Below are 26,021 nucleotides of genomic sequence, written 5' to 3' on the forward strand. Positions count from 1 at the left end.
GAATAGGAACCAGATGGTTGTATATACACCGTTCTCATATACAATCTGAGCATCCGGGTATATCAACCTCGCCACACGTACAGCATGAATCGGCCGATACGGCCATTCGTCAGATAAAGGAGGAGACCCATGACCACCATCAATGACTCACCGATCACCAACGATTCCGACACCGAGCTTGAGGCATTTGAACAGCGCGTCAACGAGATGCTTTCGACCGGCGAACTCGACTCCGCGCTTTCCATCACCGATGAGAACGGCGTGGCACAGGTACTGCCGATGCTCGACACCGAGCCGATCGCGCATCTGCTCGACGGCATTGAGGAGCTCGGCGGCTCGGCCAACGTGTTTGTGCGCACCGCCGAAGGCACTGCCATTCTCACCGTGAACGAGTACAGCCCGGAAGACGCCGCGCTTGACACCGCAGAAAGCGAAGCGGATGCCGAAGCAGACGCTCAGTCCGCGGAATAACCGCCGCGGCGATTCCAAGCGCGCCGGCAGAACACACAGAACCATGCAGAAGAGAACAGGGAATCACAAGCGATGACCAGCCACGAGGGACCCGAGGAGGGCGAGCAACGCGGCGGGAACACGGTGACCGCAGCCGGCAAACCATACACCCGCGATGTGCATCACGACACAGAACCAGCTCCCCCTCGGGCTTCGGGCTACTTCGCCGGACTCACCCAGGCACTCACGCGCACCGATGCATACCGTGACGGGCATTTGAGCCGACCCGCGTTCCTCTCGCTGGCCATTCTCACGTTCATCACTTTCGTCGGCAACTTCACGCAGCTGCAGCTGAGCGCCGCGCTGCCCACCTTGGTGAGCGACTTCCATATCTCGGTGACGCTCGGGCAGTGGATGACGTCGATTTTCCAGCTCACGATGGGTGTCATGGTGCCGCTTACCGCGTACCTCACGCGCCGTTTCTCCACACGGCAGATCGTCATCACCTCAATGGTCGTGTTCACGCTCGGCTCGGTGCTGGCGTGGCTCAGCCCGTCGTTCCCGTTGGCGCTCTTCGGCCGCTTCCTTGAGGCCGTGGGCACCGGCGTGATGTGGCCGGTGCTGCAGATCACTGTGTTCTCCATTTTCCCGCTGGCACGGCGAGGCATGGCGATGGGCATCGTCGGCATGGCGATGGCCGTGGCTCCGGCCATCGGCCCCACGCTCGGCGGCGTACAGACCGATCTGAATGGCTGGCGCTCCATATTCCTCACCCTCACCATTATTGGCTGTCTCGCCATTGTGCTCACCACCTTCGGCCTGCATAATTTCGGGCAGGCAGACACATCCGCGCATGCGGACTTCTTCTCGGTGGGTCTTTCGATCATCGGCTTCGGCGGCCTCATGTTCGGTTTCACGAACATTCAGGCCTACCCGTTCTCCGCTCCGGTGGTCTGGCTGCCCATGGCCATCGGCCTGGCAGGCATCATCTGGTTCGTGCTCCGCCAGTTCCACACCGAGAAGATGTTCAAGGCAGGCAAGAGCAGCCGTCCCGCCCTGCTTGACCTTTCGGTGCTTCGCAACCGGAGCTTCTCGATTGGCACAATCATCGCATCGCTGAGCTTCTTCGCATTCAGCTCGCTCATTGTGCTCATTCCGCTCTTCATTCAGGATTGCCGCGGCTACAGCGCCACAATCAGCGGACTCGTCATGCTGCCGGGCGCCATTGCCCAGGCAATCTCGCAGTTCTTCGGCGGACGCGCACTCGACCGCTTCGGCGCGCGCCCCGTGGCCCTCATCGGCACGATTCTGCTTACGGCAGGCACTGCGTGCATGAGCACAATCGGGTTGCATACATGGATCTGGTCCATCTCGTTCTACCAGTTCATTCGCCAGATCGGCATGGGCTTCGTCATGATGCCGGTGACCACATGGTCATTGAACTGCCTCAAACCCTCCGAAGTCTCCGCTGGCTCGGCAGTCACGAACACGGTGCGTCAGATCGCCGGCGCAGTCGGCTCCCCGGTGATGATTCTCATCATGTATTCAATCACTGCGGCCAGCATGTCCAACGGACAGCAGACCATTCCCGCCAACATCACCGGCATAGAATGGGCACTGCGCATCAGCGCCGTCATCAACTTCATCATGATTCTCATGGTCGTCTTCGGCGTCAAGGGTGAAGATGCCGGCTCGGCCCGCGAAGCCGTCCGCATCGCGCTCCACCACGACTCGATAGAGCAGGAAGACAAGGGCACGAAGGCCCTCGCCCATACCGATGACACCGCCAAGCTCCGCACCATCGAGACGGGTAAATAGGCAGAAATACACGTGACGGGAAGCGCTGGGTCGGGGATCCCTCGCTGAGGAGCGTGATGCCCGCCGCATGCGGCGAAGCCGCACCGCGGCAGCATTTCACCTTGACGAAGCGTGGGATCCCCGACCCAGCGCTTTCCTCAGGCTTTGCCCATTAGGGTGAGCACGATGAGCACAAGGTTCAGGGCGATGATCACGGCAACCACCAACAGGCAGATGGCGTGCTTGACGGGTCCATCCACGTACTTACCCATGATCTGTTTGTTGTGCGTATATCGCATCAAGGGAATCACCGCAAACGGAATGCCGATCGACAGCACCACCTGACCTATGATCAACGCTTCGGTGGGGTTCGAGGTCAGGGCGAGCACCACCAACGCCGGCACAAGCGTCGTGATGCGGCACGCCCACATCGGCACGTTCCAGTGCAGCAACCCCTTCATAATCTCCGAGCCCGCATAGGTGCCCACCGAGGTCGAGGAAAGGCTGGAGGCGAGCAGTCCAATCGAGAACACCGTGCCGACGGTAGGGCCGAGCACCTGTGAGATCGTGTGCTGCGCTCCCTCAATCGTGTCGGTGCCACCCATGCCGTGCAGCGAATTCGCCGCCAGCACGAGCAGGGCGATGTTCACCGAACCAGCAAGCACGAGCGCCCACACCACATCAATGCGGCTGCCGTGCAGCATCTCCTTGATGCTGGGCTTATGCGCCTTATGCGCGTAGTGGTCGTTCACCAGCGTGGAATGCAAATAGATCGCATGCGGCATCACGGTCGCACCGAGCATCGAAGCAGCCATGAGCACCGAAGCGCCTCCGTTGAACCGCGGGATGAGCCCTTCGGCCACCTTGAGCGGATTCGGCGGATCCATGAACAGGCCGGCAATGAAGCCGAACGTGATTACGAGCAGTAGGCCGATCACCAGTCGTTCGAAAATCTTATGGGTCTTCCCTCCTTGGAACAGCAGCAGCACGGTGGAGACGGCACCTATGATGAGCCCTCCCACGAGCAACGGCAATCCAAACAGCAGATTCAGTGCAATCGCGCCACCGATCACCTCGGCCAAGTCGGTGGCGATCGCAATCACCTCGGCCTGCGCGAAGAACAGGAAGCTGCCAGCACTGCCCATGCGTTCACCGAGAATCTGCGGCAGGCTCTTGCCGGTCACAATGCCGAGTTTCGAGGCCTGGTATTGAATGAGCACGGCCATACAGTTCGCGAGCACGAGCACCCAGACGAGCAGGTAGCCATATTGCGCCCCCGACGTGAGATTGGCGGCCACGTTGCCCGGATCCACGTAGGCGACCGCGGCGATGAATGCGGGGCCGAGCATGCTGGCGAGCGCATGGATGGGCTTCTCCGGTTTGCCGGAATCCTTGCGCGCTATCGCGACATCCTGATCCGCCACGGCCGCCTCGGCCACCGTGTCGATGTCCACCACCGGCTCGCCGCTCACCATTGCCGATTGGCTGCCTGTCGCGCCTTCATCCCGTTCCGCCATGCTCCCACCACCTCACTCTTCTGTGTCGTTCTGCTTCAGGTTGCCGTTCTGCTTCAGATTTTAGGCGGCAATTGCAACCAAGCGAAATTCGTTCGCAGTGCGCTCAATCGGCGGGAATCTCCTGCCCCGGGCATCCATGCAGCACACTTTGCATCGCACGCTTCTCGCTGCTCGTCACCGAGAGTCCGTATTTGTCTTTCACACCGATTTGCCGGGCCACGTAATCGCAGCGATACGAAGCGTTTGTCGGCAGCCAGTATGCGGCGGAGGCGGAGCCTTTGCCTTGGTTCGCCGGGCCATCCACGGCGAGCAGATTATACGGATCGTTCGCGAACTGCATGCGTTTTCTCGCGTTCCAATCCTTGGCCCCGGATTGCCATGCGTTCTGCAAGGCAACCACGTGATCGATCTGCACGGCGGCACTCGTGTTCTGCCCGCGTGTGAAATGAATCACCTTGCCCGTGTACGGGTCGTTCAGCACACCGGATTTCACCTTGCAGCCGTTGCGCGTGACATATGCCACATCAGTCAGATCGCGCGCCAGAATGTCCTCGCGCACATCGCACCCGTTGCCGTCGTCGTCGGTCTCGCGGAATCCGAACAGATCGCGGTCATAGCCGTCGCCATTGGGCCTGTCCACCACGGCGAGCTTGTTCAACGTCTCCGCAGCGGTTCCAGTGGCCGTGTATCTGCCGGTGATCTCGGCGATGCCGTTGTTGATGCGCGGCAGAATCACGCCGAGGGTTGCTCCGACCACCACTGCGATGAGCAGGATGATCAGGATTCTCTCGAGCGGTGTCACTCCGTATTTGCGCTTGAATCGTCGTGCCATACGCACAGTGTAAACGCGCACGTTCGCAAACAACAGTCTTGCGTGTTCCCGAGTGTTTTACTGCCGCCCGCGTTCACAATGGGGACAGTTTCCCGAGATATGCGTGTTCGTGTGCTAATTGTCGTGTTGACACGGAAGCACAGTGAGGGAAGAGACTCATGGAAACCACTCGCAACGAACTCAACAGGAACCTGGCGCAGATGCTCAAGGGCGGTGTGATCATGGATGTGACCACACCCGAGCAGGCACGCATTGCCGAAGATGCCGGCGCGTGCGCCGTCATGGCGCTGGAGCGCATTCCGGCTGACATCCGCGCCGCCGGTGGCGTAAGCCGTATGAGCGACCCGGCGATGATCAAGGGCATTCAGGAGGCCGTGTCGATTCCGGTGATGGCGAAGGTGCGTATCGGCCACATTGCCGAGGCGCGTATTCTGCAGGCCATTGAGATTGATTACATCGACGAGTCGGAGGTGCTCTCCCCCGCGGATGACGTCTACCACATCGACAAGCGCGAATTCGACGTGCCGTTCGTGTGCGGCGCGAAGAACCTCGGCGAGGCGCTGCGCCGCATTGAGGAGGGCGCTTCGATGATCCGTACGAAGGGTGAGCCGGGCACCGGTGACGTGATCCAGGCCGTGCGCCATATGCGCACGATGACCAAGCAGATCCGCGAACTCGCCTCGCTGCGCGACGACGAGGTGTACGAGGCGGCCAAGCAGCTCGCCGTGCCGTATGAGCTCGCGAAGTATGTGCACGATAATGGCAGATTGCCGGTCGTCAACTTCGCCGCCGGCGGCGTGGCGACACCTGCGGACGCCGCGCTGATGATGGAGCTTGGCGCCGAGGGCGTGTTCGTCGGCTCCGGCATCTTCAAGTCCGGCGACCCGGCCAAGCGCGCCGCAGCCATTGTGCAGGCCACCGCGAACTGGCGCGACGCCGATTTGCTCGCGCGCCTGTCGGAGAATCTTGGTGAGGCGATGGTGGGCATCAACGAAGACGAGATCGAGACGATCATGGCCGCTCGCGGCGAATGACACGATACTGCTGTTGAGGACTATTCATGGTTGTTGACGTTTCCTATATCTCGAAGGAACACTCGGAGGATGCCACGACGGCATCCTCCGGTGTGACCGGCATTCTCGCTGTGCAGGGCGCCTTCGCCGAACATGCGGCGATGCTCGACAGACTCGGCGCCCCATGGAAGCTGCTGCGTGCCCGAGAGGACTTCGACGAATCGATTGACCGCGTGATCCTGCCCGGCGGTGAGAGCACGACGCAGGGCAAGCTGCTACGTTCCACCGGTCTGTTCGAGCCGATCAACGAGCACATCAAGGCCGGCAAGCCGGTATTCGGAACCTGTGCCGGCATGATCCTGCTCGCGCAGCGGCTCGAGAACGACCCGAACGTGTACTTCGGGGCACTGGACGCCACCGTGAGGCGCAACGCCTACGGTCGCCAGCTGGGTTCGTTCATGGCCACCGAGAATGTCGCCACATTCCACGCCGATGGCACTCCGGCTGGCGTGATCGAGAACTTCCCGCTCGTGTTCATCCGCGGTCCCTTCGTCGCCGAGACCGGAGCGAATGCTCGGGTAATGTGTGAGGCCAACGGCAATACTGTAGCGTTGCAGCAAGGCAGGATTCTAGCTACGGCATTCCATCCAGAAATCACTCCGGATACGCGGATTCACGAATTTTTTCTAATCATATGAGAAATAATTTATTTGCCCTGAACTAAAACCCTAAAAGGGCAACGCTTAACAACTCTGCTGTTGCGATCAGCATGATACCAACAGCAGCAGTGGCTCTACGATACCACTCCAACACCACGAACAGCTGGTGTTGCAGAGCCTCTTCCCACCCTTCAGATTGACCATAATCAAAAAATTATATATATATCTTGTATTATTTTCTATTCAATATTCCCATTAAACTCATGTGCTTTCGTCTATAGCGCGGAGCATACTTTGATATAATGTAGTTGCTCAAATAAATCGAACCTAATTCACCCTCTTATCAAATTAGAGCAACAAGGTTTTAAGGATTGAGAGAATATGCAAGTGTCAAGCGAATACCAGGATCCCAGCATCGCGTCTGACGGCAATCGTTCTGAGCTCGACTCAAATTCTAGTCCGGCGCAGCAAAAAACACCGGTGGAACTGAGCGGCAAGACTATCCTCATTACCGGTGCGGCCGGATTTATCGGCTGGAATCTGGCGGAACGTCTGCTTCATAGCTATCCGGACATCACAATTGTCGGCTTGGATAACCTGAATGACTATTACGACGTCAAATTAAAGGAAGCTCGTTTGGAACGTCTGACCAAATATCCGAATCTTATTTTCGAAAAAGGCGACCTCTCCGATAAAAAGCTTATCGGGCGGCTCTTCGAGAAGCATCATTTCGATGTTGTTGTCAATCTAGGCGCGCAAGCAGGCGTCCGCTATTCAATTACAAACCCCGATGCTTACGTAAGTTCAAATCTAATTGGTTTTTATAATATCTTGGAAGCCTGCCGCCATAATCCAGTTGAGCACCTAGTATATGCATCCAGTTCGTCCGTGTATGGTGGCAATAAAAAAGTCCCATTCTCCACGGAAGACAAGGTGGACAATCCAGTCAGCCTGTATGCAGCAACAAAAAAGAGCAATGAACTTATGGCTCATGCCTATTCCAAACTATATGACATTCCCTCTACAGGTCTTCGTTTCTTTACTGTTTATGGCCCTGCTGGTAGACCGGATATGGCCTACTTTGGTTTTACAAATAAACTTCTTGCCGGCGAGACCATCAAGATCTTCAATTACGGTAATTGTCAGCGTGATTTCACCTATATTGATGACATCGTCGAAGGAATTGTTCGTGTTATACAGGGAGCACCAACTCGCCAGACAGGCGAGGATGGTCTGCCTGTACCTCCCTATGCTCTTTACAACATTGGTTGCGGCCATCCTGAGAACCTTCTCGACTTTGTAACGACTCTTCAAGAAGAATTGATTCGAGCAGAAGTGCTTCCGGATGACTATGACTTCGAAGCGCATAAGGAGCTCGTCCCCATGCAGCCCGGTGATGTTCCTGTCACCTATGCTGATACTGAAGCCTTAACAAGGGATTACGGCTATCGTCCTACCACGAGTCTCCGTGATGGGCTTAGGCGATTTGCTGAGTGGTACAAACAGTATTATATGTGAATTAATACTATACTGCTCTTTCTCGCATTACCGGATACTGGTACTATCCCTACAGAACAAGATCGACGCACATATCTATATATGATTCAAGGGAAGTAAGTTAAGTGGTTCATAAAAGAAAACCCCGTCTTTGTTTTGTCTCCTCCTCCGGGGGGCACTGGGAGCAGCTCCAGAAACTGCTCCCACTGGCTGAAAAATACGAAGGTTTTTTCGTCACAGAGAAAACGCAATTTGAGACGCCACGCGCCAAATATTTCATGAAGCAGACGGATTTGAAAGACAAATTCATGGTTCCAAAGATGATCGTGAACTCGGCGCGCGCCCTGGTCATCTGGATTAAAGAACGCCCGGACTTCATCATTACAACTGGCACTATGGTGGCATATCCTTTCTATCTCCTTGCTGTACTCTTCCACAAGAAGTTTATCTTCATTGAGACCTTTGGACGTGCCAACATGCCCACCGAAGCCGGTAAGAAGATGGAGAAGCATTCCGATTTGTTCATAGTTCAATGGGAAAGCCAAAAGAAGTTCTACACTAAGGCGATTTATGGGGGGTGTTTATACTGATGATCTTCGTTACGGTAGGCTCACGCAATTATCCATTTGATCGTCTATTTAAGAAGCTGGATGATTTATACGAGCAGAGTGTTCTGTCCGAACCTATGTTCGCTCAAATTGGCACTTCATCATATAAGCCAAAGCATTACCAGTATACGGATTTTATATCACCAGAAGAGTTTGAAGAGAAAATCCAGGAGGCAGACATCGTTGTAACTCACGGTGCTTCCGGCTCTATAATGAAAGCCCTCAATGCAAAGAAAAAGGTTATCGCCGTAACTCGTCTGGCCAAATACGGCGAACACATCAACGACCACCAAATCCAGAACAATGAAGCCTTCAGTTCGAATCATTACGTCCTAATGGCTGACCCCGAGTTGGGCAACCTTGCTGAATGCTTTGAGAAAATATACATCGGAACTGATGGCCTGATTCCTTGGGAGAACAAAGATCCGTTATCGATTGTCAAAATCATTGATAAATTCATTCAGAAGGAATGGTACGGATAATCCTCTCCTAGTTCGATTGAAGAACCAGCTAGACAATCCGATAATTCATTATCCCGAGTTCGTATGGAGAAACTACATTGAAAGCTTCCGTTGCCGCTGGCGTAGTGCTGTTCAACCCAGAGGATATTAATAGAGTTCAGCAATGCATCGCTGCCATTCTTGAGCAGACTGACCATGTTTATGTTTTCAACAATGGTACTGTGGATGTTCCGCTTGCCGAGGATGCTAGAATCACATATCTCTCAGAAAATGCAAACAAAGGAATTGCCTACGCTCTAAATCGCATCATGGAATGCGCCATGAAGGATGGACATGAATGGGTGTTGACAATGGATCAGGATTCTATTGTCCCTGACGGCATGGTGGACGATTTCCGCCGCCTTATTGAGAAGGATAGGGACAAGACAGCCATATTTTGCCCCCAAGTTATTGACAAGCGTCGAGCTTATATGAAGACGGCTGATGATAATAACGTTATTAAAATTACTAAATGCATCACCTCTTCAAGCTGCACATCCACAAAAGCGTGGGAATGCGTTGGCGGATTTGATGAGTGGCTATTCATCGATCTTGTAGATGATGATTTCTGCAGAAGACTTATAGCGTCCGGCTACACCATCAAACGCGCCAATAAATGGGTGCTGGATCAAGAATTCGGAAAAATCGTCCCCAAATCTTCTCGAAAACAACAATTTTGGATTGGCCTCAGTAATTTATTGCATAATAAGAATATTGCAAAATTTTCATATAATAAATATGTAAGTCCACTTAGAGTGTACTATACTAATCGCAATATTATATACGTGAATCGTAAGCTAAAAAAATACGGACCGGTTGGTTACATCAACTACAATTGCAAAGGTTATTTAGGTTTTATATTTTGCTTTAATTTGCCAAGCCTTCTTCGAGCCCGGCATAAAGGACAGGTGCTATCCGCAATCATAAAGGGCACACGTGCAGGATTGAAAACATACCCCTCTCAATGGGTTGCTCCGACCATAACGGAGGCAGCAAAGGAACATAATGAATGATACAACTGCCAGACAAAACCTATTTGCAGGAATAGTTACTTTCAATCCAGACATTGAATTACTCCGCAAGAACATCGAGGCTATTTGCGCGCAGGTCGACTTAGTGATTATTGTCGACAATGGTTCTCGTAATCTAGAAGATATCCGACCCCTCGCTGACGCCCATCATTGCAAATTGATTCCCAATGCGCAGAATGAAGGCATTGCAACTGCGCTAAATCAAATTGCACTAGCCGGAAAGGGCGATGGCTATTCCTGGATGCTCACCTTGGATCAAGACTCGGAATGTCCTCCAGATTTTTGTTCGACGCTTTCACAGTTTTTCTCAATGAATTCCAGAATCGCTATCGTTGCTCCAGTTATACAAGATCGTGATCGGGGCATTATCGGACACAAACCCGCAGGTACATACGGGGAAGTGCGAACATGCATCACATCTGGCTCATGCACTCGTCTCTCTGCTTGGGAAAAAATCGGAGGTTTTGACGAGAAGTTGTTTATCGATAGCGTCGATTTCGATTTCTGCTATCGTATACGTAAAACTGGATATGTAATCATTCAGACGAGAGAAGCAGTACTGGAACACTCCATTGGAGAGGTTAAGAAAAACAAACTTCTTGGAATCCCCTATTCCGAGCATTCCGCATTTAGGTACTACTACATTTCCAAGAACAACATATATTATCCATTGAAAAACAGGTTGTATCTGCATGCTCTTCGAGGTAATGCTCGAAACATGAGAAATCTTCTTCAGGTACTTTTTTTTGAAGAGGATAAAAAAGCTAAGCTTAAACAAATTGCTCGGGGGTGGGTCAACGGATACAAATAGATTTTCTTATACCCGGTTATCGGTAGTACATGTTTAAGAATGTAGATACGTCTACTTTCAGCACCTCCGGTGCTTCTCTGACGAAAGGACTAACTGTGCAATTCATATTGCACGCCGTACGCATAGCGTCCGTAGCTCAACCAGACATCATAGAGTAGTCTTGCGCCCGATTTTTTAGGATCACCATGATTCAAGCTGTTAGTTATTTCATATTATTGTCTATCTCCTTCTTTAAAAGAAAAAGTTATATTCTGTACTTTGTTTGCATAGTATTCCTTTGGCTTATTGCCTCTTTTACTACAGGGAATGCAGATGAACAGATTTATCAAAGCCGTTATGACGAATATCAATTATGGGAAGATAACACTGAATATCTGTATATGGCGCTTATCAAAACATGCAATGCTTTGGGATTAACGTATCAGGCATTTAAATGCGTTTCTGCCTTCATAGTGCTGACCTTAATCAGCTGCACAATTCTTCGATTTGCTGCATGCCCGATATTGACTCTGCTGCTTTATGCGGTGTATCCTTTCCCTATTGACGTAGCCCAGATGCGGAATTGTTTGGCAACTTCAGTTTTCATCTTCGGCATGGGCTTCTTACTGGACGACGTACAGAATGGCGACAATCAAGGAAGATTCCTGACCAAGAACGATATCCTGTATTGCCTATGCATCTTTATCGCAACAATGGTACATACTGCAGCGTTCTTCTGGATTATCATTCTCGTGGCAAAGAAGCTTAATACCAAGTGGGCAGCGATTTTCACATTTGTGTTCTGTCTGCTGTTCTCAGCCATAATGACCCCACGCTTTATCTCGGGTCTGTCGGGTTTATTCGGCTCCAATGACCGAATTAACGCTTACACCACTGCGGCCTACGATCTGACTCGTGATCTTCATTTACCTCTCGCTTTGCTGCGTGTTGCTATTTTTTTCATTACATCATTGGCGGTTCTACTGATTACTAATCTAAGCAGCATGAAAATGACAGGAGTGCAAAAGAAAGAATACATATTCTATTTCAAAATTACTATATTAACTCTATGCATTCTTCCAATTACGATAAATTACACTCCCGAAATTTATCGAATGCAAACTGGGCTCTCGCTAATCTTCTATATGATTATCCTCAACATCATTTCAGGCGAGACAATCAACTCCACGAACGACGCGATTCTCAGATTCATCATTCCACTTCTTTTGCTAGTATTTGGTGTCGTCAATGCGTTCCTTCTCTATATATTTGGAGATAATTTAGAGACAGTATTTATACCAATTTTTGAAAACAATACGTTCTTCAACTCTATCGTCTAATGAACCTCGCTCTCATATATAATCAAGGAAACTTCTTCTTGCCGATAATTTGAAGTAGTCGTCAGCAATAATAAAATTTCTGGAAAATAGCAGAGAATTTATTTAATTTACATAAATCGGATTTTCATGCTTTATGAATTCCATCAGCGATCCGCATCGTCGAAGCTCGGTGAGAAACAAGCACAACAGCCGCATCACGCTCTTCGACCAGAGCGTTGATCGACTGCAGGATATAGGCCTCGTTGAGTGAATCCAGGCGACTGGTCGGCTCGTCGAACAGGTAGAGGCTCGCATCGCGCAGGAACATGCGGGCCAGGCCGAGGCGCTGTCGTTCACCTTCCGAAAGCCGATCACCGAGTTCGCCCACACGCGTCTCCATGCCCTCAGGAAGATCATCCACCAAAGCAGCGATGGATGCCTGCTCCAGAGCCCTGTGCAATTCGTCATCGCTCGCCTCCGGTTTGGCGATGCGCAGGTTGCCGGCAATCGTGTCATCGAACAGGTACGTCTCCTGGCTCATCATCGTCTGCAACCGCCTACGCGTATGCGCATCGATGGCAGGCAAAGCATGCCCGGACATTGACACGGTGCCTTGTTGTGGGTCCCAGTAGCGCATCAGCAACTTGAGCAATGTGGACTTGCCACGTCCAGACGGTCCCTGAATACCGAGGATCCCGGAGAGCGGGATATCCATCGTGACATCACGCAACACCGGCGCACCGTCACCATAGCCGAACGTCACCCCGTCCAACGACATGCCGTCGTATGCGCATTGCTCGGTTCCCCGCTCTTCCACTGCAGGTTCGGCGTCGAGCACCGAGAACAGTCTGCGTGCGGAGGCGAAGGTCTGCGTCAGATTCGCCGGCAACGCGCTCAGTGCGAGCGTGGGGCCGAAGGAACTCACCACGAGCACGAATGCGGCGATATTTGCAGCAGCACTCGTGTTGCCAAGGCTCAATGTCAACGCCAGCAATGCCGCCACGGCCGTCACCACAATCACGATCATGCTGTCGTAGCCGCTGAATGCACCGTTCCGCGCACTCAATCTCGTGCGCTGGCGCCACAATGACCTCGACCACGCATCAATCCGCTTCAGCCGGTCGTCACCACAATCAAAGCGAATGATCTGGTCAAGCCCATGCATGTCATCGAGCACTTGATCGTCAAGCGCAGCGCTGTCCTTGCGCAGTTTTGAACCCACACCACGGAGCGCGGCAGCGAACAGACGCGGCATCAGCACGCCGAGCAGCAGATGCGCGATCACCAGCAACAATGCAAACCAGGGGCTCAGGAACAGCAACGCCACCGTATAAAGCACGGTCGTCGAGAGCGCGATAATCGTCGGCGAGATCGTGTGGGCGAAGAAGATCTCAAGCAATTCCACGTCGGTGGTGATCAGCGAGATCATATCGCCGTTGCCACGGTTCGCAAGCGCAGCCGGAGCGAGTCTGCGCAATGCGTCGAACGCACGTTCACGGAACAATGCGAGCAGACGGAACGCCAGATTGTGGTTCATGTACTGCTCGCAGTAGGCCATGATGCCGCGGATCGCCGCACACACCACCATCAGGGTCACGGCCCAGCCGACAGACAAACCCCACACCGGGTGACCAAACGCCGCGCACGCCGCCATGATGCCAAACACCGGCATGAACGTGGCCGCCAAGTGGCCGAGCACACCAAAGCAGCATGCCAACACCATCAACGGACGCAATGAACCCACCTGTGCGAGCAGACGGCGAATCACCTGCACGGTCGTCATCGCATCGTCGGCAGCCATATCAATGCCGGAAAGCGCAGCGTTCCGTTTCCCAGCAGATTCCGCAACACGCTTCGGCATGTCGCCGCCCACTTCGTTCTGCGTGTGCGCGTAGCGTATGCCGCCGCCTTCCGTACGCCGATGCACTTGTTCGACGGTGGCCTGGGCGTGGAACATGCGCGCATAGCGGCCATCCGCAGCCATCAATGTGCTAGAGTCGCCGGTTTCCACGCAGCTGCCGTGGTCGAAGACGGCAATCATATCCGCGTCCACCGTGTCGGCGAGTCTATGTGTGACGACGATCACCGTCTTCGACTGCGCGAGCTCGTGGATTGTCTGCATGATGAGCGCCTCGGATTCGGCGTCGACACTGCTGGTCGCCTCATCGAAAATCATGATCGGCGCCTCATGCAGCAGCGCGCGTGCCACAGCGATGCGCTGACGTTGGCCGCCGGAGAGATTCGCCGGATCGATTGGCATACCAAGCCCTGCCGGCTGCTCGCGTACGAAATCATCGATATGCGCGAGTCGCAACGCGTGATGCAGTTGCTCGTCGGTGGCTTGCGGATTCGCCATGATCAGATTGTCGCGCAACGTCCCCACGAACAGATGGCTGCGCGCACCGACGAAGGAGACGGCAGCCATCAGTGCGGATTCGGATAGATCAGCCACTTCGACGGATTCACCATCCACTTCGAAGGCCAATGAGCCACTGTACCCTTCGAGTTCGCCGGCGATGAGCGCGGCGAGCGTGGACTTGCCGGATCCGGATTCACCGACAATGGCGGTCAGCGAATGTGCCGGAATGTCAAGCGAGACCTTGCGCAATGCCGGTTGGGCATCTGCTTCGTCGTCTCCATAGAAGAAGCCCAGATTATGTGCATGCACGGAAATCGGCCCGGCGGGGAGCGTCTGCTCACCATGATGCGGAGCTGGTGCGTCGAGCAACGCGAAGATCTTCTTGCTGGAAGTCATGCCGTTCATCGCCACGTGGAAGAATGAACCGAGCTGGCGCAACGGCAGGAAGAACGATGCGGAGAGCAGCACGATGAGCAACATGCCCGGCGAGCCGAGCTGCGGTCCGGCGAACATATCCAGTGGCGCGAAGGTGGTGCGGAACATCGTGACACCACTATGCGTGAGCTGCCAGATTGCCACGCCGATGCCAGCCGCCGCACCGCCATAGGCAACGACATCCATGGCGGTGAGCGAGCGTAGCTGGATCTGCAGCACGCGCATCGTCATCACACGGAAATTCTCGGCCTCCTCGTGCATCTTCCTGGCGGCCGACTCGTCGGCATCGAAGGTCTTCAGCGTCTCCAGCCCCTGCAGATTGTCGAGGAACGCGGAGCCCATATCGGTGTACTTGCCCCAGTATTTCTTGAACACGCGGGACGCGCGCATGGCGACCATGCCGACGATGATCACGATGAGCGGCGCACAAACGAGCAGCACGACGGCTGTGGGCATATTGATCGGCGCAAGCACGGCAAACAACGTAAGCGGGGCGAGTACAGCGTAGAACAGCTGCGGCACGAACTTCTCGTAGAAACTCTGCACCTGGTCCACGCCTTCACCGGCGAGCTGCACAATGCTCGCCGTGCTCGCCTGCTGACGATACGACGGGCCGAGCACGAGCAGCTTGCGATACAACGCATTGCGCAAGCCGAGTTTGACACGCTCGGCCGCCTCGGTGCCGAACCGTGAACCGAGATAGTGGGCAAGGAATCGTATGAACGCGATGACTGCGAATGCGAGCGCGTACCACCCCAGCGACACCACAGTGAACGTATATGCGGTATTGCGGCCCAGCACTGCGCCCATCAACGACACAGCAGTGACAGACAACGCAATGTCGGCGAGCAGACCGACCCACAGGCACACCACTTTCGCCACGATGAGCCCACGCACGCCGGGAGCGAGGGGAAACAGGCGCTTATCGAACATCCGACACTCCAGTTCACATTTCGACTTGAGAAAACCATGTGCCAATCTAGCAGCCGAATCGCGTTTGCAACAGACCCCGGCGCGAAAAACAGCTGATTGTGTGAATCTGACAATCAATTTCGCCATGCGTTGTCGGAGCTCACAAAGATTTGCTACGCCAGCGTAACTTAGAATGCTTGAGGATTTGCTCAGCAATTCATGCAGATTGTTTGTTATTTGCCAAGACAAGGAAATAAGGCATATGCTCACCGAATACACGACGCCGGGTCCTGCGCTCACCGTGCGCAATGACGAGACCATCTACTCTTTGCTCACCGACCGCATTGCACGTTCCGGCGAGGACTCCCCGCTCACCGAGAACAAGGAGGCCGACGGCGCGTGGAGCAAGCTCACTGCCGGGCAGTTCAATGACCGCGTTCGTGCCATCGCCAAGGGTCTGATTGCATTCGGCATCAAGAAGGGCGATGCCGTGACGATCTTCTCCGCCACGCGCGTCGAATGGGGTCTGCTTGATTTCGCCCTCGCTGCAGTCGGTGCGGTGACCGTGCCGATTTACGACACCGATTCCGCGGCGCAGGCCGAACGCATTCTCAACGATTCGAACGTGAAACTGGCGATTGCCGACAATCAGGAGCGCTTCGACCGCTTGGATTCGGTGCTCGACCACTGCCCGTCATTGGAACGCATTCTGATGCTCGACGCGAATGCCGTGGAAGCGCTGGAAGGTCTTGGTGTGATGGTCTCCTCGGAGGAACTCGACGAGCGCATTGCAAGCGTGAACGCCGATGATCTGGCGACGATCGTCTACACCTCCGGTTCCACCGGCACTCCGAAAGGCGCCGAACTCTCGCACAGGAACTTCGTGAGCATCACCCGCGCGGCCGCCGACTGCGTGCCCGAAGTACTCGAAGGCAATTCACGCCTGCTGCTGTTCTTGCCACTCGCCCACTGCTTCGCACGGTTCATCCAGTATTTCGCCTTCACCTCCGATGCCGGTGTGATCGGGTATCTGCCGAGCACGAAAACGCTGCCCCACGACATGCAGGTGTTCGAACCCACCTTCGTGCTCGCCGTGCCGCGCGTGTTCGAGAAGGTCTACAATGCGGCATCGCGCAAGGCAGGCACCGGCTGGAAAGGCCGTCTCTTCGCCAAATCCGTCGAGTTCGCCCGCGAATGGACCGAGATGGAGCAGGCCGGCATCGCACCGACGCCCAAGCAGAAGGCGGAGCATGCGATGTATGAGAAGCTCGTGTATTCGACGATCCGCAGCGCATTCGGCCCACGCATCAAATATCTGGCCTGCGGCGGCGCACCGCTCGACCGTAAACTCGCCACCTTCTTCAACGGCATCGGTTTGACGATGATCCAGGGCTACGGCCTGACCGAAACCGCCGCCCCATTCGCCTTCACCCGCGTGCACGATAACGTGATAGGCACCGTCGGACAGCCTGTGCCCGGCTCCTCGGTGCGTATCTCACCCACCGGCGAACTCGAGGTGAAAGGCCAGAACGTGTTCCTTGGCTACCATAACCTGCCCGAGAAGACAACCGAGACCTTTGCCGAGGACGGCTGGCTCAAGACCGGCGATCTGGCTTCGATTGACGACGAGGGGCATATCACATTGACCGGTCGTGCCAAAGACATCATCATCACCGCCGGCGGCAAGAACGTCTCCCCCATCCCGATGGAACAGGAGATCTCGACCTGCCCAATCGTCGAGCACGCCGTAGTGGTGGGTGACAATCGCCCGTTCGTCGGCGCCGTGATCACATTGGATCAGGAAGGACTCGCCAGCTGGCTGCCCACCCAGAAACTCCCCGCCGACCTCACCATCGAACAGGCTGCTGGTCTGCCTGAAGTCGCCGCCGAGATTCAGAAATATGTCGACCGCGCCAACACGAACGTCTCACGAGCCGAATCGGTACGAAAATTCATCGTGCTGCCCACCACGTTCTCGCAGGATAACAAGTGCTTGACGCCATCGATGAAGGTCGTACGGCCGAAGGTGAACCAGGTGTTCAAGGAACAGATCGACAACCAGCTGTACGTGGGCAAGCGATAATCTCGACTCTTTCCCGTGTATATGGCAATGGGCTGCACCTGCGCAGGTGCAGCCCATTGCCATATACACGCGAATTATCTGCCCTTGTATGTGGAGGCAATCTCATTCAACCGCTTCTCGAAGCGCGGCCAGTCAGCTCGCATTGCGGTGAGCAGCTTCAGGTTGGGCACCTCGGCAATCGGTACCCACTCGATCTCCATACTCTCATCGTCATTGGCGCGCGGATACACCTCATGGCCCGGCTTCTCGAACGCGAACACCGTGGTGTATGCCCATGGGCCGTGGTCCTCGCAATATGAGCCCACCACTTCGATATCGGCAGGAGTGATGTTCGCCTCCTCGTATGCCTCGCGAAGCGCACCCTCAATCGGGCTCTCGCCATCGGCAATCGCACCGCCAGGAATACCCCATGTACCACCCTCGGCACTCCAAGTCGCGCGATGCTGCATGACGATATGCGTCACCTCGCCGGTTTCCTGATCACGACGGGCAAGCAACACACCGGCTGCACCATTGGTACCCCAATGCTTACGCCCGCATGCACAATCCACCCAACCGTCACCAGGCTGATGCACATTCTCCTTCGGAGGCAATGCCTTGACCGACGACAGCGGCTGAGGGAATTGTTCATCACGCGCCACGTTCCACAGGTCGGTCCAATCGATGCCGAGTTCCTGCACGAGCTCACGGGCGAGTGGCAGACTCAAACCAATGATGCCGCTCGGATCTCCCTCTATGCTGTCGATGTAGGCGCCGCCAAATCCGTCAAGGGTGAAGGAGCCTGCCACCTCGAGCGGCTCCCCCGTCGCAATATAGCGGTCGATCATCAAATCCGAGAATTCCGCGAAATGAATCACCGCGCGGCTCACACCAGTCACCATGCGACCACTGGCGAAATCGATCAGGCAATGGCCAGTGAACAGTTCGCCGCTCGCACCACTCATCAGTTCAAGCCGTTCGCGCGCAATCTGTTCGGTATGTGGTTTGCCATACGCTTTGCCGTCGAGCAGGAACATCGAATCGCAGCCGAGAATCAGCGGGCCGACTTTCGCATTCGTCAACCCGTGCGTTTCAACAACAGTGTCTTGGATCGGCTGTGTTCGAGTGGGGAACTGCACGCCCGAGAAATCACGAGTCTGGGCGTCATCCGTATGAGCGGAATCTGCAGTCGACTGCGCAGCCTCCAATGGGAATCCGGTCACCTCGTCACCATGAGCATTCGTGGATACCTCTGCGACATCTTTGTAGGCCTGGTATACCGCGTTCGCCTTCGCTTGGGCAAGCACCATGACCTTCGTGGCGATCGGCAAATCGTCAACACTCACACCGGCACCCACAGCGGCCTTCGCAATCACCCCGGGTTCGTCCACATGCGAGACGCGAATGGTGGGGCAAATGCCGGCATGGAACAACAGATCACGGCGCGGTTTGGACTTCGAAGAGAGAATCAGCGGAATACTCATACTCCCACCATAACGCACACACATGGCACAATGCCTGTGAAATTCATTTGAAAATCGTTAACGGCGCGCATATTCGTAGCCAGCGCGCTCTATTATGATGCTATTGATTGAATGATTGAATGGACTGCGGTGAATACCCAGTGATGCGTACACCGCAACCCGGAGAGCAACGAGAAAGGCATACGCGATGAAGGTGCTGTTTGTATGCACGGGCAATATCTGCCGCTCACCCATGGGCGAACTGTTGTTCCCGCATTTCTTCCATACGAATGGCATCGAAACCGACAGCGCAGGAACACAGGGGCTCGTCGACAGCCCAATCGACCCATCGAGCGCGAAACTCATGGCACTCGACGGCATCGATTCGAGCCAATTCCGTTCGAAGCGGCTCACGCCCCAATTGGCGATGTCGAGTGATTTGATTCTATGCTTCACCGAACATCAGCGCCGAAAGATTGTCGCACTTGCACCGCGCGTGCGGTCGAAGACCTTCCTGCTCAGCGATTTCGCCAACCTGTGCCGGTACTTCGGGCAGAACAATCTGCTGCATGGCTCCAATGTTGAGGACCGCATGCGTGAGGTGATGTGCAACGCATCGATGGCACGGCGAGCACTGCCGGAGGCGGAAGATATCGCAGACCCCTACCGCAAGGAGTTTGCGGCGTTCCAAGTGGCGCACGATCAGATTGGATATGCGATCGCGGATATCGCGCAGGCGTTGGAGCCTTCACGTGCGGGGCATGCGACTGAATAAGACAGCTGTCTATGCCGATTCCAATAACTAACGAAATGGCCGGAGCTTTCGTGGCTCCGGTCATTTCCTGTTCAGATCATCGTGTCAGTTTGCTTTTGCTGAGCACTTCGGCTCTTTGACGGTGATACCCGTGTCTTTCCATCCCAATGGTGTCTGATCAATGGTCAGTGCAGATTGTGCCTGTGGGGATACCGTGACATCAAAGGAGTACGTCACACTTTGCTCCGGCAGAATCTCCACGACGGTCTTATACAGCTCCTTGCCGTTCATGGTTGTCTTTTGCACGGCATTCACCGCTCCGTTAAGTTGGCTGATGTTGTTGATGCGACCGCCGGCAGGAGGGTAGAACAGAATCTTCTCGATACCTTTGCCCCTATTTGGCGCATCAACACCGGTGATATATGGCGGTAGATTTGCCACGTCGCTCACCTTCATCGTGTTGTTGAGCGTGTATTCAACGTGATATGTTGCACCACTGGCATCGCAGCGGGTTTTCTCGATGGTGGCGGTACGCTTGATATACCAGCCCATCTTCGACGGATTCTGCTCGGTCAGGTAGATTCCAACCGAAGGATTCTGCGGATCATTTGGCGTCTCACCGGTGAATCCTGCAGCTTGGATTTCCTTCTCAAGGTTCGCATCGAAGGAGAACATCGTGAAATGGCGCTCCCGAGCCATCGTGCCCATAGTTTCGCCGATTTTAACGAGTTTGCCGAGATTCAGGCTCTTGAACATGCCAGCTATGACGTTTCCTGTGGTTTCCCCGAACACAGCGTCTGTCTGTGATGCTTCGTATTGTTTATACACCGTATTGAGGAAGTACTCTGCAGTATTGTCACCATTCAGAGTCGTCCCATCTGCGAGCGTGACCGGCCCGTTGATCGCCACCATTTCCTGAACGAACACCGGGTCGACCATGATTACACCGCTCAACGGCTTTTGCTGTCCCCATGGAGTACGATTCCAAATCGATTGCATGGCCAGAGCAGCTCGTTCAGTGTCAGGGAAAACCGCCGTGTCACGGATATCGAATGACATGTGAAGAGGACCCTCATCCGAGAAAACACGCGCCATATCGGCAGAGTGATCACCAATGCCATACGGCAAATAATCCTTATTCGCCTTGAATTCACCAACGTGAACACTGCCATTGTCAGCGGTGAGCTCACCCACAGAACCAATGAGACCACCAGATGAACGCATTTCGGAAGTGGTCATTGACATCACAGCATAGGTGCGGGTTTGACCATTGCCCAGGAATCCGGGAAGCATGCGGAACGTGCTAGACAACGCATCAACACGGGTGGCCAGCGCGTTCAATTTGTCCGAGCCTTGGGCATAAGCCGAACGAACGATATCAATATTGGGCTGCGGTAGTGCATTGTATGCACCCACTTGGTGTTGTAAGGATTCATTGGCTTTCTGCATGCCTTGCTGGCAGTCGATGATTGGTCGAAGATTGATGCCATCGTCAGTTGAGGAGAGATTCGCATGCTGCAGGTTAGTAACGACATCCATGAATTGCGGCACCGATTGATGCATTAAATCATCGATCACGTTGGTCATACCTTGCACGGTAGAGACATTACTACCGAAATAAGGAATCTTATTGGCTATATTCCACCAAGCACCATTGGCGATGGCAGAGGCTTGGCTGGTCTCTTGCTGAATCTGCGGGAGCTGGTCTTTGACCTTCTGCACATTGGCATCGTCTATCTTCGTAGAGAAGTCAGAGATCATAGACAACGCCCGACTCTCATGCGCCTGCACCTCCTTCGACTGCCTATATACATTGAACCCCGCGATTCCAAATAGAACAAGAACTGCGACAAACAGACCGACAATACTCAACACCCAAGGCCATACGCGATGATGCCTCTTGACATTAGTCCGTGATACTCGATGCGATGCCATACGCGCCCCCGACAATGATAAGCACCGCACGCCAAAAGGCACGCGGTGCTATGTTATACATTATTTTACGATTTACGATTTTTTCTATTTTTTTCAGCAGGACTACTATTCGAATAATAGTAATAGTTACTATTCTCAAGTGCCTTCTTATTTTCCTTAGCGCAGTTGATAATGACTCCCGTGACAGGCATGTCCAGAGTCTCCAGTTCATCTGCGATCTCGTGCAGATCACGCTTGAGCGTCTGATCTCGGCGGCACACCATCTCCAACGTGCCACCCTGCTTCATGAAGATCACGGCATCGTTCGCCACGACCATTGGAGCGGTGTCGATGATGATGTAATCATACTGCTGCATCGCATTGGCCACCAAAGTAGTCATCAGAGGAGAGTTCAGCAACGTCGACGCGTTCGGTGGCTTCGGGCCAGCCGGTATGATGTGCAGATTCGGCTTCCAGTAGCGCTGAATCACATCTTTGACTGCCGCTTGGCCAGAAAGCACATGGGTCAAGCCAGCAGAGCCATCGATATCGATCTTATGCGCGACGGAGGGGTGACGTAGATCCGCATCAATGAGTAATACGCGTGGACCATCCTCAGCGAGAGCGGCGGCGATGTTCACCGAAATGGTGGTTTTGCCTTCGGAAGCACCTGCCGATGTAACAACCACAAGACGGCAGTTCGTACCTTCCACCGGAGTGGAGAACGAAAGATTGGTGCGGATACGGCGGAAGTCTTCAGCAATCGGACTCCCTGGCTCACTGACTACAACCGGAGAACTGCCAGCAAGAATATCATCCTTCACCACGCGACCGATTATCGGCGCGTCGACAATATCCGTTACATCACTCTCGTCCTGGATTTTCTTGGAAAGCACATCCTTCAGCAATGCCGCCAATATGCCAATAATCAAACCACCTAGCACGCCGACCAGAATGTTGAGACTCCACTTCGGGGAGCTCTGCTTCGTGGGAACCTGAGCCGGCTGCACAATGGAAAGCTTCACTGCGGAATTGGACCCGGCAGTGTACAGGGATTTCTCTACAACATTGCTGAGCGAGGCAGCCACACCGTTTGCGATGCGGGCGGCGGTCGAAGGATCGGCATCAGTTACAGCGATATTCACAAATGCTGTGTTCGTAGGATTCGTTACGGTAATCTGCGACGCAAGTGAGATAGGCGTTGTATCCAATTTAAGCTCGTCCACAACCGGCTGCAATACCGATTGTGTTTTCGCCAAATCAGGGTACGACTTAATCTGACTCATGATATATGAACTGCCGCTGTACTGCTCAGAGGAGTTCGCGGAATCATTGGAACTGTTATACGTCGCAAACAGCTGCGTGGTGGTCGTATACGCCACCGGAGACATAGCTGTATAGAGTATATCCACACCAAGTATCACCACAAAGGTGACGGCAATCGTAATGATATGTTTGCGCAAAATACTCAGTAAATCGACAATGGTCATGCCTTCATGCGCAGGCACTGGAGTTTGCGATTGACTCTGCGAGTAGCGGTTTACCTCGTTCTCGGCCATGTATAACGCTTTCCATTCAAGCATAGAGGCACCGCTCAAGTCAGAACTATCTCTAGGCTTTCGCTTCAACCTCAACGTTTCCCATCGAATATCAACTTTTATATGATATCAATCGTTTGCGACTGCGAAACATTGTGCGGATTCCCCGCAAAAATCACCAAGCATCTTCACATCTTTGTGGCGCAGAAGAACACTCTCTGTGAGGAGTTTCCGGGAATCGCACCAAAGTGCGGTAGCGATGGTGCCAATGCACGATTACAGTCATTCCCAATCGAATATCCTGTAGAGAAAGAGAAATCCCTCTGCCAGTATGGCGCTATGCTCTGGGAACGTCTGACATTATGAGCAACGTGCGGATACTGAACGTGCCTTGGTATTTGTTCTGGAATAGCTATTCGGCGCGGGTTGAGATCAAAGATGCGGAGTCTACAGCGGATATCTTGTAGTGCGCAATTGGAGAGTTCGGTCTCACTGCGACCATGTAGGCGAGGTAAATGTGCCGTGTTTGCAAACAGCCTGCCGCAAAGATCATCGAGTGAGCTCCAACATCGCCGTTGCCGAGAGTGCAGCCTCATAACAGCAACCGAAGCGCCGCCAGGGTGGTCGGTCTTGCAAGCCCAGTCTCAAGGAGGCGCTTACAGCACCGACAAAAGCGCCAATATAGAGAACGGTATCTCAAACAGGCAATTTAGGCGCGCCAACTTCATTTCCACAAACACTTCATGCTGTTTCGTTTACCACGCGAGCAGTTTTGGGGCCATGCGGGAGAATCGGGAATCCTCTGCGATTCCAGCGGTAGAATTGGAACCGTAATCTTGAGAAGGTTCCAGCAGCTGGAGTAATCTGCGACGACGATGTCGCGGACCCGCAACGAAGCGAGGTGCTGTCATGTTCAACGGCAAGAAGAAAGCGCCAAAGAACGACTGGCGACAGTCAATCATGTCGCTCGGCCAAGTCAAGAATGAGGCGAACGAGAGCGAGAGCCAGACGACAAGGCGTATGCCATTCGGCCGAACCGGGCGAACGGATCGGCCACAATCTCAACACATGCCGACAGCAACCATGCCCAATGGTCCGGCCACGGGCATGCAAGTCGCCGCACAAGCCGCTCCCCCGCAGAAACGCAAACGATTCAAGGTGCTGATCTACGCGTTTGCCTTCCTCATGGTGTTTGCACTCGGCGTGGGAGCGGGTTCCTCGAATGCTTCGAAACCGGCGGGAACGGTCCCGTCTGCTGCAGTCGCGCCCACCGAGCAGATCGACGCCAAGGAGAACGACGCCGAATTGAAACGGCGAGAGGAGGCTCTGAACAAGCAAGCCGAGGAACTCGACAAACTGAAGCGTGAGCTCGACGAGCAGCAGAAGTCACAAAGCGAGCGCCAGACCCAACTCGACGAGCGAGAGAAGAGCATCGCCAGCAAGGAGGAGGCGAAGAAACAGGCGGAGGTCGAGGCTGCACAGCGCAAGAAGGCCGAGCAGGAGCAGGCGGCCGCAGCGGAGAAGGCGCGCGCGGAGGCCGAAGCCGCGGAACGGGAGCGGGCACAGGCTCAGGCGGCACAAGCAGCGGCGGAGGAAGCGGCTCGGCAGCAAGAGCAGGCTCCGCAGGTCGTAGAACAGCAGACATCGCGAATAGTGCATCCAGGTGCCTTCTGCTCCACAGCCGGGGAGACAGGCGTTTCGCAGAAGGGCGTCGGATACACGTGCAAGGCAGATAACAGCGGGCGCTTGCGTTGGCGGCGGTGATGGGGTGTGCGGCGGTAATATATCGCAGATCGTCGTAAACCGAATCGCATGCACAATGAAGTGTTCCGTCGATTGCCGGATTTTGGAATGAGAACCGTGCTTTCAAATTGAGTATCCAGATTAGTACCGCGTGCCCTCGGAAGAGAGCATCGCCGCACTCGTCCAAGCCAATCACACAATCATTGTTTTGTATATACCATTTGCCGAGCAGCTCGTTGAGCATGATGCAATCTTGGTCTTGTGCGGACACAAGCGAAAGCCACAGCAGGCGAACTTAAAGTGCCATGCTTGCAATCGGTTGGCCGCAATGGTCATCGAGCAAGCTCTAGCATTGCCGTCGCCGCAAGCGCAGTCTCATAACGACAACCAAGGCACTGCTAGGAAGATCGGTCTTGCAGACGCAATCTCAGCAAAAGCCCTTGCAGTATTCGCCAGATCGTCGATATTGCGAACACTATCTCGGTGAAGCACTCATATGCCATCGTTCGAAATATACACAGAGATACTACCGAACGTTGAGATTATGTAATTTCGATCCTCCATCGGTGCCGTTGGCGCGCACAGTTAGCGACACGGCGTGTGGGTCCGCGACGCGTAGTGGAGGGAGGATTCATATCTGCGTGGTGCGATGCGCCAGATTTACAATCTGGTCCGGTCATCTCTGCTGCGGACAGCCACCGAATCCATGGTCTGCAAATACGTGCTATGGTTTGTGATGGCATGCGTTCCGGTTGCCGCCCCCCTTTGGTAGCTTCTGAGACGCATGCCTCATTCAGATGAGAGCCTGCTCTTCGTCGCAGGTATAGT

The 26,021-nt window shown here is 54.2% G+C and carries 19 protein-coding genes; 13 read left to right on the plus strand and 6 right to left on the minus strand.

The window, feature by feature from the left end; translation table 11 throughout:
- Positions 1–129: 129 nt before the first annotated feature.
- On the plus strand, positions 130–471 hold the full coding sequence (locus OGI63_RS12520; RefSeq protein WP_004218331.1) for a hypothetical protein: 342 nt from the start codon (positions 130–132) through the stop codon (positions 469–471).
- A 72-nt stretch (positions 472–543) separates the two neighbouring features.
- Positions 544–2,268: an MDR family MFS transporter gene (locus tag OGI63_RS12525; protein WP_004218332.1), complete on the plus strand. Its 1,725-nt coding sequence runs from the start codon at positions 544–546 to the stop codon at positions 2,266–2,268.
- Between the two features lie 137 nt (positions 2,269–2,405).
- On the opposite strand, the gene OGI63_RS12530 is transcribed toward OGI63_RS12525, so the two are convergent.
- A complete protein-coding gene (locus OGI63_RS12530) occupies positions 2,406–3,764 on the minus strand; it encodes an Nramp family divalent metal transporter (protein WP_044059188.1) in 1,359 nt (452 codons plus the stop codon).
- A gap of 103 nt (positions 3,765–3,867) precedes the next feature.
- Positions 3,868–4,596 carry an HNH endonuclease family protein gene (locus tag OGI63_RS12535; RefSeq protein WP_004218335.1) on the minus strand — a complete coding sequence of 243 codons (729 nt, stop codon included), beginning with the start codon at positions 4,594–4,596 and terminating at the stop codon, positions 3,868–3,870.
- Between the two features lie 158 nt (positions 4,597–4,754).
- On the opposite strand from OGI63_RS12535, the gene pdxS reads away from it, so the two are divergent.
- The 8 genes from pdxS to OGI63_RS12575 all read left to right on the plus strand — a co-directional run bounded on the left by pdxS (position 4,755) and on the right by OGI63_RS12575 (position 12,034).
- Complete coding sequence (gene pdxS / locus OGI63_RS12540) at positions 4,755–5,630, plus strand: pyridoxal 5'-phosphate synthase lyase subunit PdxS (RefSeq protein WP_004218336.1); 876 nt, start codon at positions 4,755–4,757, stop codon at positions 5,628–5,630.
- Positions 5,631–5,656: 26 nt separating this feature from the next.
- On the plus strand, positions 5,657–6,307 hold the full coding sequence (gene pdxT, locus OGI63_RS12545; RefSeq protein ID WP_004218337.1) for a pyridoxal 5'-phosphate synthase glutaminase subunit PdxT: 651 nt from the start codon (positions 5,657–5,659) through the stop codon (positions 6,305–6,307).
- 342 nt (positions 6,308–6,649) lie between these two features.
- A complete protein-coding gene (locus tag OGI63_RS12550; RefSeq protein WP_004218338.1) occupies positions 6,650–7,786 on the plus strand; it encodes an NAD-dependent epimerase/dehydratase family protein in 1,137 nt (378 codons plus the stop codon).
- 104 nt (positions 7,787–7,890) lie between these two features.
- Complete coding sequence (gene pssD, locus OGI63_RS12555; protein WP_004218339.1) at positions 7,891–8,355, plus strand: PssD/Cps14F family polysaccharide biosynthesis glycosyltransferase; 465 nt, start codon at positions 7,891–7,893, stop codon at positions 8,353–8,355.
- Positions 8,355–8,855, plus strand: coding sequence for a glycosyltransferase (locus OGI63_RS12560; protein ID WP_004218340.1), 501 nt, complete (start codon positions 8,355–8,357; stop codon positions 8,853–8,855). Before pssD ends, OGI63_RS12560 begins: the two co-directional genes overlap by 1 nt.
- Positions 8,856–8,932: 77 nt before the next feature.
- Positions 8,933–9,886 carry a glycosyltransferase gene (locus OGI63_RS12565; RefSeq protein ID WP_004218341.1) on the plus strand — a complete coding sequence of 318 codons (954 nt, stop codon included), beginning with the start codon at positions 8,933–8,935 and terminating at the stop codon, positions 9,884–9,886.
- A complete protein-coding gene (locus tag OGI63_RS12570) occupies positions 9,879–10,715 on the plus strand; it encodes a glycosyltransferase family 2 protein (protein WP_004218342.1) in 837 nt (278 codons plus the stop codon). The genes OGI63_RS12565 and OGI63_RS12570 overlap by 8 nt, the downstream gene beginning before the upstream one ends.
- 185 nt (positions 10,716–10,900) lie before the next feature.
- The gene (locus OGI63_RS12575) at positions 10,901–12,034 is read left to right on the plus strand and encodes an EpsG family protein (RefSeq protein ID WP_004218343.1); all 1,134 of its coding nucleotides are present in this window, start codon (positions 10,901–10,903) and stop codon (positions 12,032–12,034) included.
- Between the two features lie 124 nt (positions 12,035–12,158).
- Here the strand turns inward: OGI63_RS12575 and OGI63_RS12580 are convergent, their stop codons facing one another.
- Entirely contained in the window at positions 12,159–15,740 is a 3,582-nt protein-coding gene (locus OGI63_RS12580; protein ID WP_004218344.1) for an ATP-binding cassette domain-containing protein, read from the minus strand.
- A 241-nt stretch (positions 15,741–15,981) separates the two neighbouring features.
- Here OGI63_RS12580 and OGI63_RS12585 point away from each other — a divergent pair, with 241 nt between their 5' ends.
- Positions 15,982–17,802 carry an AMP-dependent synthetase/ligase gene (locus OGI63_RS12585; protein ID WP_004218345.1) on the plus strand — a complete coding sequence of 607 codons (1,821 nt, stop codon included), beginning with the start codon at positions 15,982–15,984 and terminating at the stop codon, positions 17,800–17,802.
- A gap of 74 nt (positions 17,803–17,876) precedes the next feature.
- Here OGI63_RS12585 and OGI63_RS12590 read toward each other — a convergent pair whose 3' ends face one another.
- Positions 17,877–19,265 (minus strand): Maf family nucleotide pyrophosphatase, encoded by a 1,389-nt coding sequence (locus tag OGI63_RS12590; protein WP_012754427.1) that lies wholly within the window; start codon positions 19,263–19,265, stop codon positions 17,877–17,879.
- Between the two features lie 187 nt (positions 19,266–19,452).
- Here OGI63_RS12590 and OGI63_RS12595 point away from each other — a divergent pair, with 187 nt between their 5' ends.
- Positions 19,453–20,019 (plus strand): protein-tyrosine-phosphatase, encoded by a 567-nt coding sequence (locus tag OGI63_RS12595; RefSeq protein WP_004218347.1) that lies wholly within the window; start codon positions 19,453–19,455, stop codon positions 20,017–20,019.
- 84 nt (positions 20,020–20,103) lie between these two features.
- Here the strand turns inward: OGI63_RS12595 and OGI63_RS12600 are convergent, their stop codons facing one another.
- Together OGI63_RS12600 and OGI63_RS12605 are read right to left on the minus strand one after the other, a co-directional pair.
- Positions 20,104–21,933, minus strand: coding sequence for a DUF4012 domain-containing protein (locus tag OGI63_RS12600; protein ID WP_012619780.1), 1,830 nt, complete (start codon positions 21,931–21,933; stop codon positions 20,104–20,106).
- A 65-nt stretch (positions 21,934–21,998) separates the two neighbouring features.
- Complete coding sequence (locus OGI63_RS12605; RefSeq protein WP_004218349.1) at positions 21,999–23,471, minus strand: polysaccharide biosynthesis tyrosine autokinase; 1,473 nt, start codon at positions 23,469–23,471, stop codon at positions 21,999–22,001.
- A gap of 1,047 nt (positions 23,472–24,518) precedes the next feature.
- Here OGI63_RS12605 and OGI63_RS12610 point away from each other — a divergent pair.
- The gene (locus OGI63_RS12610) at positions 24,519–25,214 is read left to right on the plus strand and encodes a hypothetical protein (protein ID WP_225842338.1); all 696 of its coding nucleotides are present in this window, start codon (positions 24,519–24,521) and stop codon (positions 25,212–25,214) included.
- Positions 25,215–26,021 lie beyond the last annotated feature (807 nt).

This window comes from Bifidobacterium sp. KRGSERBCFTRI, from assembly GCF_025908335.1.

Excerpts from the sequence above, each read along its gene's own strand:
- OGI63_RS12520 (WP_004218331.1), top strand. The coding sequence starts at position 130 with ATGACCACCATCAATGACTCACCGATCACCAACGATTCCGACACCGAG.
- OGI63_RS12525 (WP_004218332.1), top strand. The coding sequence starts at position 544 with ATGACCAGCCACGAGGGACCCGAGGAGGGCGAGCAACGCGGCGGGAAC.
- OGI63_RS12530 (WP_044059188.1), bottom strand. The coding sequence starts at position 3,764 with ATGGCGGAACGGGATGAAGGCGCGACAGGCAGCCAATCGGCAATGGTG.
- OGI63_RS12535 (WP_004218335.1), bottom strand. The coding sequence starts at position 4,596 with ATGGCACGACGATTCAAGCGCAAATACGGAGTGACACCGCTCGAGAGA.
- pdxS (WP_004218336.1), top strand. The coding sequence starts at position 4,755 with ATGGAAACCACTCGCAACGAACTCAACAGGAACCTGGCGCAGATGCTC.
- pdxT (WP_004218337.1), top strand. The coding sequence starts at position 5,657 with ATGGTTGTTGACGTTTCCTATATCTCGAAGGAACACTCGGAGGATGCC.
- OGI63_RS12550 (WP_004218338.1), top strand. The coding sequence starts at position 6,650 with ATGCAAGTGTCAAGCGAATACCAGGATCCCAGCATCGCGTCTGACGGC.
- OGI63_RS12560 (WP_004218340.1), top strand. The coding sequence starts at position 8,355 with ATGATCTTCGTTACGGTAGGCTCACGCAATTATCCATTTGATCGTCTA.
- OGI63_RS12570 (WP_004218342.1), top strand. The coding sequence starts at position 9,879 with ATGAATGATACAACTGCCAGACAAAACCTATTTGCAGGAATAGTTACT.
- OGI63_RS12575 (WP_004218343.1), top strand. The coding sequence starts at position 10,901 with ATGATTCAAGCTGTTAGTTATTTCATATTATTGTCTATCTCCTTCTTT.
- OGI63_RS12580 (WP_004218344.1), bottom strand. The coding sequence starts at position 15,740 with ATGTTCGATAAGCGCCTGTTTCCCCTCGCTCCCGGCGTGCGTGGGCTC.
- OGI63_RS12585 (WP_004218345.1), top strand. The coding sequence starts at position 15,982 with ATGCTCACCGAATACACGACGCCGGGTCCTGCGCTCACCGTGCGCAAT.
- OGI63_RS12590 (WP_012754427.1), bottom strand. The coding sequence starts at position 19,265 with ATGAGTATTCCGCTGATTCTCTCTTCGAAGTCCAAACCGCGCCGTGAT.
- OGI63_RS12595 (WP_004218347.1), top strand. The coding sequence starts at position 19,453 with ATGAAGGTGCTGTTTGTATGCACGGGCAATATCTGCCGCTCACCCATG.
- OGI63_RS12600 (WP_012619780.1), bottom strand. The coding sequence starts at position 21,933 with ATGGCATCGCATCGAGTATCACGGACTAATGTCAAGAGGCATCATCGC.
- OGI63_RS12605 (WP_004218349.1), bottom strand. The coding sequence starts at position 23,471 with ATGGCCGAGAACGAGGTAAACCGCTACTCGCAGAGTCAATCGCAAACT.
- OGI63_RS12610 (WP_225842338.1), top strand. The coding sequence starts at position 24,519 with ATGCCGACAGCAACCATGCCCAATGGTCCGGCCACGGGCATGCAAGTC.